At 62.1% G+C, this 10,981-nt stretch carries 9 protein-coding genes; 3 read left to right on the forward strand and 6 right to left on the reverse strand.

The genetic code is table 11. The features are described 5' to 3' along the window. The coding region (locus tag J0I64_RS20220; RefSeq protein ID WP_291411657.1) for a hypothetical protein at positions 1 to 327 on the forward strand (327 nt) is incomplete at its 5' end. A gap of 54 nt (positions 328 to 381) precedes the next feature. On the opposite strand, the gene J0I64_RS20225 is transcribed toward J0I64_RS20220, so the two are convergent. From J0I64_RS20225 to J0I64_RS20245, 5 genes are read right to left on the reverse strand one after another with little or no spacing between them, the layout of a single operon-like run. Next, positions 382 to 1,986, reverse strand: coding sequence for an ABC transporter substrate-binding protein (locus J0I64_RS20225; RefSeq protein ID WP_291411659.1), 1,605 nt, complete (start codon positions 1,984 to 1,986; stop codon positions 382 to 384). Positions 1,987 to 2,010: 24 nt separating this feature from the next. Further along, positions 2,011 to 3,117 carry a mandelate racemase/muconate lactonizing enzyme family protein gene (locus J0I64_RS20230; protein ID WP_291411661.1) on the reverse strand — a complete coding sequence of 369 codons (1,107 nt, stop codon included), beginning with the start codon at positions 3,115 to 3,117 and terminating at the stop codon, positions 2,011 to 2,013. Positions 3,118 to 3,147: 30 nt separating this feature from the next. Continuing rightward, positions 3,148 to 4,626 carry an NAD-dependent succinate-semialdehyde dehydrogenase gene (locus J0I64_RS20235; protein WP_291411664.1) on the reverse strand — a complete coding sequence of 493 codons (1,479 nt, stop codon included), beginning with the start codon at positions 4,624 to 4,626 and terminating at the stop codon, positions 3,148 to 3,150. Further along, the gene (locus tag J0I64_RS20240) at positions 4,623 to 5,861 is read right to left on the reverse strand and encodes an iron-containing alcohol dehydrogenase (RefSeq protein ID WP_291411666.1); all 1,239 of its coding nucleotides are present in this window, start codon (positions 5,859 to 5,861) and stop codon (positions 4,623 to 4,625) included. Before J0I64_RS20240 ends, J0I64_RS20235 begins: the two co-directional genes overlap by 4 nt. Next, positions 5,858 to 6,883, reverse strand: coding sequence for an Ldh family oxidoreductase (locus J0I64_RS20245; RefSeq protein ID WP_291411668.1), 1,026 nt, complete (start codon positions 6,881 to 6,883; stop codon positions 5,858 to 5,860). Before J0I64_RS20245 ends, J0I64_RS20240 begins: the two co-directional genes overlap by 4 nt. 86 nt (positions 6,884 to 6,969) lie before the next feature. On the opposite strand from J0I64_RS20245, the gene J0I64_RS20250 reads away from it, so the two are divergent. Further along, the gene (locus tag J0I64_RS20250; protein ID WP_291411670.1) at positions 6,970 to 7,647 is read left to right on the forward strand and encodes a GntR family transcriptional regulator; all 678 of its coding nucleotides are present in this window, start codon (positions 6,970 to 6,972) and stop codon (positions 7,645 to 7,647) included. A 95-nt stretch (positions 7,648 to 7,742) separates the two neighbouring features. Continuing rightward, positions 7,743 to 9,911, forward strand: a complete 2,169-nt coding sequence (locus J0I64_RS20255; RefSeq protein ID WP_291411672.1) for a malate synthase G — start codon at positions 7,743 to 7,745, stop codon at positions 9,909 to 9,911. A 96-nt stretch (positions 9,912 to 10,007) separates the two neighbouring features. Here the strand turns inward: J0I64_RS20255 and J0I64_RS20260 are convergent. Next, positions 10,008 to 10,981, reverse strand: a 974-nt coding sequence (locus tag J0I64_RS20260; RefSeq protein WP_291411673.1) for an NAD-dependent epimerase/dehydratase family protein, incomplete at its 5' end; no start/stop codon positions are given.

Here is a 10,981-nt window from a genome sequence, read left to right on the forward strand (position 1 = left end):
GACCGGCTTCTCGCAGAAGATGGCCTTGCCGGCGCGGGCAAGGTTCAGATCACGGGCGGCTACGGCGTCGTCACAGCCGAACTCTACCGTCAGGAGGGTCGGCATATTCTTCATCTCAACAACCGCCTCCTGCTCTCGCCTGTGCCGGGTCGCCAATACGACCTCCTGCCGATCGGGCCGGTGGAAATTCGACTTTCGGTTGGCAGCGCCGCAACTGAAGTGTCTCTGCGGGTCGCAGGAAAAACCATACCGACCCGTCGCGACGGCGATGCCCTGGTCTTCTTGGTGGACAAGATCCTTGATCATGAGGTGGCGGTTATCGATTGACCGCCCTGGCCTCAAAACACATGCGGCGCGCTCGGTGAGCGCGCCGCTTTAGCTTCAGGCCCTGCGAGCCTTGCGCAGTGACCAATAGGCAAATCCGGACTCGACCGGGAAGCCGATATCCACCCGCGGATTGCGCGCGACGACATAGCCAAGGGTGATGATCCCCAGCATCGGCAAGTCAGTCAGGATCTTCTTTTCCATCTCCTTGAAGAGCGCAGTGCGCTTTTCAAAGTCCGGCTCCTGCTGCGCCCTTGCGATGAGGTCATCGATACCAGGAATGGCCTCGCCATAATGGTTGAAATTGCCCTGCCCCGTGCCGTCTGCCTTGACGACAGCGCCGGCCGACGCCTGCTGCAGGAAAACATTCATGACGGCCGGCCCATAACTCGAGGAGTTGAGCGGCATGTTGTTCTTGTCGAGCCGATTGTCCCCGTGAAAGGCGTTGTGGTCGATGATCGAGAGGTCGAGCGTGATATTGGCGGCGCGCAACTGCTCCTGGATCATCAGCATGATGGCTGCATAATCCTCGCGCTGGCTGGTGTAGCACGAGATGGTGATGCCGTTTGGATGCCCAGCTTCAGCCAGCAGCGCCTTGGCCTTTTCCGGATTGTACTCATACCGCAGCTCTTCAGGGAGCTCGTCCTTGGTGACGGAGCCCTCGAATTGCGAAGCGACGATGCCGACCATGGGCGCGGCCTGCTCGCCATAGGCCGAAGCCAGCGCCGTATTGTCGATGGCATAGCGGAGCGCCTGACGGACGCGGATGTCATCGAGCGGCGCACGCGTCAGGTTGAGATGCAGGAAGTTGAAGCTGCCCGGCTTGGTCATGTCGAAAAGCGTATCGGCCGACCGCTGCTGCATCGTTTGGATCCAGCCCGGAGAACGCACGCCCTCGATCATGTCCACCTGGCCCGAGGCGAAAGCCAGCGTACGGGCCGTCGTATCGGCAATGAAAGTCACGTTAAGGCGCGCGCTTGCGGCAGGTTCGTCCCAATACTCGTCAAACGCGACAAGCGCGATACCGCCCTGCTCGGTGACGCTTTCGACCACAAACGGTCCAGTCCCAACCGCATCGACGCCGAAGGTCTCGCCTTTTTCCTCAAAGGCCTTCTTGCTGACAATGCTGGCGGCGAGGACCGAGACGGTCGAACCGTTTAGCAATGGATCAGGCTGCTTGAGCTTGATGACGACGGTATAATCGTCCGACGCCTCAATGGACTCGATGTTGGCGAACTGGATCTTGCCGTTGGTGACGATCTCCGGATCGAGCTGACGGCCGAAGGTGAAGAGCACGTCCTCCGAGGTCATCTCGCCATAACCTTTGTGGAACTGCACGCCCTTGCGGAGCTTGTAGGTCCAGGTCTTGGCGTCGGGCGACATTTCCCAGCTTTCGGCCAGGGCAGGCTCGAACTCTTCAGGCCGTGTCGCGAACTTACCGTCCGGATTGCGGACCAGCGTCTCGAACACCTGATAGATGGCCCAGTTGTCGCCACCGGTCAGACCCGTCTGCTGCGGGTTCACCACCGTTGGCGCACGAGCCGCAAGTGCAATCGAGATGGCCTGCTCCTGAGCAAAAGCGCGGCCAACAGGCAATCCAAGGCTGCCTGCAGCGCCAACGGCGCCGGCCGCTACCAGGAAGTTACGTCTAGTCAGTTTCATCGGGTTCTCCTCCCCTGATTGATCTCAGACAGCGATCGGGATCGATCGCCGCCGAAGTTCGCCCTCATCGAACTCCGCACCCAAGCCCGGGCCCTTTGGCAGGTGGAACAGTCCATCCTTCGGTTCCGATGGGTTCTTGAACACGGCACTCGCCCTTTCCCAGCCGTCAGCCAGTTCAACCGGCTTCACGAGGTGCATCACGGTGGAAAGGACGTGCAGATTGGCCAGATGACCAATCGAAGGCTGCGTCTGGTGCGGCACGAAATCGACACCGTTGGCATAGGCAATGGCAGCGCACTGCATGAGCCCGGTAATGCCGCCCATCTTGACGATGTCCGGCTGGACCATGCGAACGCCCGCATTGATCAGGTCCTTGAGACCTTGCAACGTATAGGTCTGTTCGCCAGCTGAGACGGTTATGTCGAGACGCTGGGCTACCTCGCCCATGGCCGAGACGTGGTAGTGCTGCACCGGCTCCTCGAACCAGGCAAAACCGAGGTCTTCGAGAGCGCGGCCAACGCGCATCGCACCGCCAACGGAGTAGCCATTGTTGGCATCGAACCCAAGTACGAAGTCATCACCCAAGGCCTTGCGGACTGCCTTCGCCTTGGCGATATCGCCCTGGATATCAACGTCGAGCTTGGTGCGATCGCCATCCCAACGAATCTTCACGGCCGCCGGCTTTTCCTTGGCAACACGTCGCTCTACGACTTCAACGACCTGATCAACCGTGCGCCAGGCATTGCCGCCGACCGAGGCGTAGCAGGTCAGGCTCTCGCGCCACGCTCCACCAAGCAGCTTGTAGATTGGCACGCCGGCCATCTTGCCCTTGATGTCCCAGAGCGCGATGTCGAGCGCTGCAAGCGCGGCGGTGGTAGCCCCTTCAGGCCCAAGCTTTACGCATTTGTGGAACAGCGTATCGAGCAGCACCGCGTGATCCAGCGGATCCTTGCCCACGAGGAACGGCGCCATGTCCGCCGCGATGATCACGAGGGAAGCCAAACCGCCCTGCATGGGCGAAGCTTCGCCCATGCCGGTTATCCCCTCATCGGTCTCGATCCTGACGAATGCCGACCGCCCTCGTCCCTCACCCCAGTCCAGCTGAAATGGCTCTACCTTAGTGATCTTCAACGCTGTTCCTCCTTCAGCTTTTTCTTGTCGCTACCAATTGGCGGCGATGTATTTGGTCTCGCAGAATTCCATGATGCCGTGATGCGAGCCTTCGCGGCCGAGACCGCTTTGCTTGACGCCGCCAAACGGCGCGGCGGGGTCAGACACAAGCCCGCGGTTGAGCCCCACCATGCCGCTTTCGAGCTTTTCCGAGACGCGCAGACCGCGGGCAAAATCGGTGGTGTAGACGTATGAGATCAGGCCGAACTCGGTGCCGTTGGCGGCCGCGATGACCTCGTCCTCGGTCTCGAATGTGCTGATCGCGGCGACGGGACCAAAGATTTCTTCGCGGGTGATCCGCGCAGAGGCGGAGACATCGCTGAGGACCGTCGGCTGCAGATAGTAGCCGGGACGATCTTCGACCGTGCCGCCTGAAAGAAGCGACGCACCACCGGCGACGGCTTCGTCGATGAGCCCGCCAATGCGGTCCACAGCATCTTGATTGATGAGCGGGCCGCACTGAGTGTCTGGCGCGTAGCCAATGCCGAATTTTAGCGCGCTCATGCGCTCGGAAAGGCCCTTGGAAAAGGCCTCGGCGATGCCCCTCTGGACATAGAAGCGGTTTGCGGCGGTGCAAGCCTCGCCGCCGTTGCGCATCTTGGCGATCATCGCGCCGTCGAGGGCGGCATTGAGATCGGCGTCATCGAAGACGATGAAGGGCGCATTGCCGCCGAGCTCCATCGAGCAGGAAATGACGGTGTCAGCAGCCTCGTGCAGCAGCTTGCGGCCGACTTCGGTCGAACCGGTAAAGGAGAGTTTCCTCACGCGCGAATCGTGCAGCATGGCGCTGACCGTCGCGCCGGAGCGGGAGGTGGTGATGACATTGACGACACCCGCCGGAACGCCGGCCTCGCGATAAATATCGGCGAGGTAATAGGCCGTGAGCGGGGTTTCAGTGGCGGGTTTCAGGACGCAGGTGCAGCCTGCGGCCAGGGCAGGTGCGATTTTTCGCGTCGCCATGGCCGCCGGGAAATTCCACGGCGTCACAAGCACCGAAACGCCGATGGGCTGGTGCTGGACAATGATCCGGTTGGCCCCGCTTGGCGCCGTGTAGATCTCGCCATTGAGACGCACAGCCTCTTCCGAGAACCAGCGGAAGAACTCTGCGGCATAGGCGACTTCGCCCCGCGCATCGCCAAGAGACTTGCCATTTTCAAGGCTGATGAGCTGAGCAAGGATTTCCTGCCGCTCCATCATCAGCACGTAGCAGCGACGAAGGACTTCTGCCCGCTGACGCGGCGGCGTCGCTGCCCAGGCGGGACCTGCGGCATAAGCCGCATCGACAGCGGATATTGCGTCTTCAACGCTCGCATCGGCGACGGACGTGATGACCTCTGCCGTTGACGGATCGATTACATCGATCCGCTTGCCCGTCGCACCCGCTTTCCAGGCGCCATTGATCCAGAGGTCGCCCGGCAGAGTTTCGGGCTCAAAGAGGAGATTTGCGAAAGACGAAGTGGTTGCGGTCATAAGGGGCATCCGGCTGAAAGCGAGGCCCTGTCGCCGGAAAAAGCGGCGCGAACCAGGGCAAGCATGCTGTTCTTGTCGAGAGGGCGAGGGTTATTCTTGACGAGGCGAGCCGCTCCCAGCGCCGCCTCCGCAGTCCAGTCGACTTGGTCTTCTGCGAGGCCAAGGTCCTTGATGGTTCGCGGAATGCCTATGCTGGCGAACAGGGCGGCTACGGCCTCGATTGCGGCCTGCGCGTTCGTCGCGGTGTCATCACAAGATGCAACGCCCATGGCCACCGCGATCTCGGCAAGCTCCACCGCGGCATGACTTTTATTGAACTGCATGACATAGGGCATCATTACGGCGACGCCTGCGCCATGGGGCGTGTGGGTCAGCGCCCCGACCGGGTATTGAACAGCGTGAGCGGCGGCAGTACCGGCAACGCCGAAAGCCAACCCCGCATACGTCGATCCCAACATTAACGCGTCGCGCGCATCCCGGTCGGCACCATTGTCGCAGGCGCGCTTCAGGTTGCCGGCAATGAGGCGAATGGCCTCCCGGGCGTAGTAGTCCGAGAAGGCATTTTTCCCAACAAAGACATGTTCCTGGGCAAGGCCCACATAAGGCGCACGACGCAGGTTTGTGTAGGCCTCGATGGCATGGGTCAGCGCGTCAGCGCCGGACACGGCGGTTAGCCCTGGCGGGCAGGTATCCGTCAGGTCCGGGTCACAAATTGCGACCTGCGGGATCAAGTGCGGGCTCGCGATGCCGACCTTCACGGCGCGGTCTGGATCCGACACCACCGCGACCGGGGTGACTTCGGAACCCGTGCCGGAGGTCGTTGGCACCGCGATGACCGGCAATACCGGACCAGGCACCTTGAACTCACCGTAATAGTCCGAAAGCTGGCCGCCATGCGTGAGGAGAAGAGCGATGAGCTTTGCCCCATCCATGCAACTGCCACCGCCGAGGCCAATGATAACGTCGGCATTGGCCGCACGACCCGCGGCAACGCCGGCCGCGATACTTTCGGCAGGCAGTTCAGCAATCGTGTCGTCAAAAAGCGTCGTCGTGAGCCCAGCGTCTTCAAGGCTCTGCACCAGATCGCGGCACTCGCTGGAGGCGGCCATGCGCTCATCGGTCACAACCAAGGCGTGCTTGCCGAGAGCCGCCGCATTAGCTGCGACGGCACCGCGCTGGCCACGGCCAAAGATCAGGTTGCGGGGAAATCGGGAAAGCCCGAATAGGCTCGTCATAAAATATTTTCCTGCACGTGTTCACTCGCCCCTGCGAGCGCTTGGATCTGGTTCCAGACTGGGTCTGCAATGGGCACGCCCTCGAAACGCCGTTTCTCCCGCAAGGCTCGCCCTCGTTCGCCAGGAATGAGAACGGCATCAAAACCTTCGGCAGGGACCGCGTTGCGGATGGTCTCGAGATAATTGGCGATGCCGATGGCGCGGGCGCGGTCGATGACGATGAACACGTCACCCTTGTTGCAGACATGCTCGGCATCGAGCGTGCCACGTACGTCCCGCCCAAGAGCGGCGCCGGTAAGCGTGGAGACCAGAAGCTCGAAGGCGAGGCCAAGTGCATAGCCCTTGGCTCCGGCGAAAGGCGCGATTGCTCCGGCTTTGGCGGCCTCGGCATCCATCGTGGCTTCCCCGTGCGCGTTTAGCGCCCAGCCCGGTTCGAGCGGCAGGCCGCGATTGGCACGATCGTGGATTTCGCCCATGGAAACGACACTCGTCGCCGTATCCATGACGAAGGGCTCGGCCTCGCCTGTGGGGACACCAATAGCGATTGGGTTGGTGCCCACCAGAGCCTGCCTGCCACCCCAGGGATGGACCAGCGCCTCGCTGGTTGAAAGGACTATCGCCACCTGCCCTGCCGAGGCGACGCGCTCGGCATACCAGGCGAGCATGCCGATATGCTGCGCGTTGCCGACGGCCGCGATGGCAACGCCTGTCTGTCTTGCGCGATCCATGATCGCTTCGAGCGCACCGAGCGCGATGACCGGACCGAGCCCCATTTGTCCGTCGACTTCAAGAAAGCTATCGCCACGCCAGGTCTGAGCGCCGCGCGTTTTGGGATCCGCCAGACCCTGTTTGATCCGCTCCACAATGCGAGGCAGACGCAGCAGTCCATGCGAACCGATACCCCGCAGGTCCGCATCGAGCCAGAGGTCAACCTGAATATCGGCGTGCCCCGGAGGCACGCCAGACCGCAACAGCGCTTCCCGCGCCGCGCTCCGCACCTTTTCTGGTAACAACAGGGTCAAGATATTAAATCCGATCGGATATCTGATTGTTCGAAACGGAGCATGGTGTTATCCAATCGTGAGGTCAATACGGATTCCCGAAAAAAATGAGTTCTGGTCGCGAACGTAGCGGTGGTCCCCTCAAGCGCCCGACGCGGCTCGGGGAAGAGGTCTACAACGTCATCTATGGCCAGCTGATGTCCCGCGAAATTCCGCCGGGCGGCCGGATCGCAGTCGATCGGCTGGTTCGTGATCTCGGCGTCTCCCAGACCCCTATCCGCGAAGCCCTCTCGCGGTTGGAGGCACAAGGTCTCGTCGTCAAAACTCATCTCATCGGCTACAGCGCCGCCGACCAGCTGGACGCTGCCCGTCTCGAACAGCTTTACGAACTGCGCCTGCTCCTGGAGCCCTTCGCCGCCGGCCGTGCCGCTCAGTTCATGGACGATGCAACACTCGAAAGTCTCAAGAAACTGGCGACGGAAATGCAGTCCTGCGCCAATGACGCGCCGGGCGAAGCCTATGGGCACTTTGCCCAGCTCGACACCCAGTTTCACGATCTGATCGCGGCCGCCAGCCGGAACGAACTGGTGCAGGAGACACTTTCGAACCTCCATATCCACGTCCATCTCTTCCGTCTGTTTTACCACACGCGCGTCACCTCAGGCGCCATTGATGAACACCGGCAACTGATCGATGCGCTGGAGCGCCGCGATCCGGCCGCTGCCGAGAAAGCCATGCGATCTCATCTTGAGCGCTCGCGCCAGCGCTTCAACAAGGCCTTCTGACGACCATTTCCGTATGATGGAAACCTTTCGCCGTTCCCTCGACGCAAGGGGAAGCGCGGCACTAGTCATGCCTCAGGTTTCAACGGAGGCATGTCATGACAACCTATTTGGAACGCTCCGGACTTCGGGTTGCGACCGAACTTTGCGCGCTCGTTGACAGCGAAATCCTGCCCGGCACGGGTGTGTCGGCTGACCACTTTTGGCAGCACTATGCCGAAATCCTCGCCGATCTCGGCCCCATCAACCGGGCGCTGCTGGAAAAGCGCGACGACATTCAGGCTAAAATCGATGCTTGGCACGAAGAGCGCCGCGTCAAGGAAATCGATCCGGCAGCCTACCGCGCCTTCCTCGAAGAGATTGGCTACCTGCTGCATGCTCCGGCAGACATTCGGGTCGACACGCAGAATGTTGACCCTGAAATCGCTGAACTGGCAGGTCCGCAGCTCGTGGTGCCGGTGAGCAATGCCCGCTTTGCCATCAATGCTGCCAACGCCCGTTGGGGCAGTCTCTACGATGCATTCTATGGCACGGACGCCCTGCCCGGCTCGACGACTGGCTCAGGCTATGATGCCGAACGCGGCCACACCGTGGTGCGCCGGGTCTGCGAATTTCTGGACGAGGCGCTGCCGCTCCATGGCGGCACGCACGCGGAAGTCGCCGCTATAGCCCTCGACGGCACACATCTCCGCATCACCCTCGCCAACGGCAAGGACACGTCGCTCGTTGACGTCGAGGCCTTTGCTGGTCACCGCAGGGACGGGGATCGTACCGCTTATCTCTTCCGTCACAACGGGCTCCATATCGAGATCCTACTCGACCCCAACCATCCCGTGGGGAGATCGAGCCCAGCTGGTATCGCGGACGTCGTCGTCGAAGCTGCGCTTACTACGATCCAGGACTGCGAAGATTCCGTCGCCGCGGTCGATGCCGAGGACAAGGTGCTGGTCTATCGCAACTGGCTTGGGCTCATGCAGGGCACGCTGGCCGAGACGTTTGAGAAGGGCGGGCGACCTGTCACTCGCACGCTCTCGCCGGATCGCATCTACATCGGCCGCGACGGCAAGGAACTCACCCTGCCCGGCCGCAGCCTGATGTTGGTGCGTAACGTCGGGCACTTGATGACGACTGACGCGATCCTGACGCCGGAAGGTGGCGAAACGCCGGAGGGCATCATGGACGCGATGATCACCTCGCTCGCCGCGATGCACGATCTCAAAAAGACTTCAGGCGTCCGCAACAGCCGCAAAGGCAGCATCTATATCGTCAAGCCCAAGATGCACGGGCCAGAAGAAGTCGCTTTTGCCAACACCCTGTTTGATCGCGTGGAAGACGCATTGGGGCTGCCGCGACACACGATCAAGATCGGCGTGATGGACGAAGAGCGTCGGACAAGTGTCAACCTTCTAGCCGCCATTGCTGCCGTGCGGCATCGTCTGGTTTTCATCAACACTGGTTTCCTCGACCGCACAGGTGACGAAATCCACACCTCGATGCTGGCCGGTCCGGTCGTGCCCAAGAACGACATCAAGGATGCGGCCTGGCTCAGCGCCTATGAAAACAATAATGTGGACGCCGGCCTTGCCGCCGACCTGCCTGGCCACGGGCAGATCGGCAAGGGTATGTGGGCCAAGCCCGACGCAATGGCCGACATGCTTGCAGCAAAGATCGCGCACCCTAAATCGGGCGCCAGCACGGCCTGGGTACCTTCCCCCACCGCCGCGGCTCTGCATGCCACGCACTATCATCAGGTGCAGGTGCGGGCGCGGCAGGAAGAGCTGCGCAGCCGCCAGTTCGCTTCGCTCGACGCAATCCTGACCCCGCCGCTGCTGGGCGGCCGGAACCTTTCAAGCGACCAGATCCAGCGAGAGCTCGACAACAATGCCCAGTCCATGCTCGGCTATGTTGTTCGCTGGATCGACCAGGGGATTGGCTGCTCCAAGGTGCCAGACATCGACAATATAGCGCTAATGGAAGATCGCGCGACGCTCCGCATCTCTTCTCAGCACATCGCCAACTGGCTGCATCACGGCCTGATCACGGAAACGCAGGTGCGTGAGTCATTCCAGCGCATGGCGGTCGTAGTGGATCGACAGAATGCGACAGACCCCGCCTATCGGCCTATGGCGCCGAACTTTGAGGGCAATATCGCCTTTGAAGCAGCGCTTGAGCTCGCCATCGAAGGTGGACGCCAGCCCAATGGTTATACTGAACCCGTGCTCCACCGGCGACGTCGGCAGGCAAAGACGGCGGCCATTGTGCAATAGCGCGCGCCAGCCGAGGTGAAATTGAAGATACTGTTCCCCCTTGATGACCGGTGCAGATACAACCGCGGCCGCATCGAAGCGTTTAAGGCCAAGCACCTATAGGTGCACGCGTCTTGCCAGGAAATGCAACCGCCTTGAAATGAACGGTAGCATTGCGCCAATATCGAGCCATTTCGGCGTCGAACAGACGCCCCCGAAGGCTCCTTCAAAGATATATCGGGCGTGATAGCCGAGGTCGTCTCGGGCCGCCGAGGTGTCGGCGAAGGAGTGGCGCACGTCGCCGGCGCGCGTCTCGGTGTGGATCGGCTCGACCTGGACCTCGAGGATGTCGCTCAGGATGTCGAGCATCTCCAGCAGGGATCGCTCCGAGCCGCCGGCCACGTTGTACGCCTTGCCCGCGCACCGGTCGGCCGGGGCGCTGGCGGCCGCCAGGTTGGCCGCCACCACGTCGCTGACGAACGCGAAGTCACGGCTCTGCCCGCCGTCGCCGTGGACGATGGGCTGCTCGCCCGAGCGGAGGGCGTCGATGAACTTCGGGATGACGGCGGCGTAGGCCGAGCTCGGGTCCTGCCGGGGCCCGTACACGTTGAAGTAGCGCAGGGCCACGGTCTCGAGGCCGAAGAGCTCCCAGTACACCCGGAGGTAGTGCTCGCCGGTCATCTTGGTGACCGCGTACGGCGACTTCGGGGTGAGCGGTGACGTCTCCACCGTGGGGCGGGGGGCGACGCCGCCGTACACGCTGCTGCTCGACGCGGCCACGAGGCGGCGCACGCCGGCGCGGCGGGCGGCCTCCAGCACCGTGAGGGTGCCGCCGATGTTGATGCGGTCCGTGATGAGCGGGGTCTCGACGGACTTGGCCACCGAGCCTCGCGCGCCCTGGTGGAAGACGACCTCGACGCCGTCCATGGCCTCGGCCACCAGTTCCTCGTCACACAGGTCGCCCTCGAAGAAGAGGGCGTCGGCGGGGAGGTTCTCGGCGAAGCCCGTGGACAGGTCGTCGAGGATGCGGACCTCGTGGCCCTGCGAGATGAGTTCGTCCGCGAGGTTCGAGCCGATGAAACCGGCTCCGC

This window comes from Devosia sp., from assembly GCF_017307565.1.
Taxonomy (GTDB): Bacteria; Pseudomonadota; Alphaproteobacteria; order Rhizobiales; family Devosiaceae; genus Devosia.